The sequence below is a fragment of the Phytoactinopolyspora endophytica genome (assembly GCF_004138495.1).
GTDB lineage: Bacteria > Actinomycetota > Actinomycetes > Jiangellales > Jiangellaceae > Phytoactinopolyspora > Phytoactinopolyspora endophytica.
On sequence record NZ_ML142862.1, the window covers coordinates 95,919 to 96,285 of the forward strand.

At 64.0% G+C, this 367-nt stretch carries 1 pseudogene; it reads left to right on the forward strand.

The features are described 5' to 3' along the window. Positions 1–367: pseudogene (locus ELR45_RS38885) on the forward strand (sugar-binding protein); the annotation flags it as partial.

Here is a 367-nt window from a genome sequence, read left to right on the forward strand (position 1 = left end):
AGGAAACCCAGGCGGCGTACCTTCCCCAGTCGCATGCCGTGGCCTTCAACGGCAATGTGGAGCGGTACTTCTACTACGAGCTCATGAACGATGCGAAGGTTCCCGATCCGACGTATCACAACGACCATTACGGGCTGCTGCACAACACTCACGCGGCCGAGGGCCGTTGGACGCCGAAGCCGGCGTACGTGTCGTATGCGGCGATGACCCGGGAGCTCACCGGCGCGGACTTCTCCCACAAGGACGATGACATCGGCCAGGGCGTGTCCAGCTACGTGTTCGACCAAGGCGACGGCACCCAGACCCATCTGATGTGGGCCGACGAGCCGACCACCCTCGCGGTCGAGACCGACGAGCCGGTCACGCT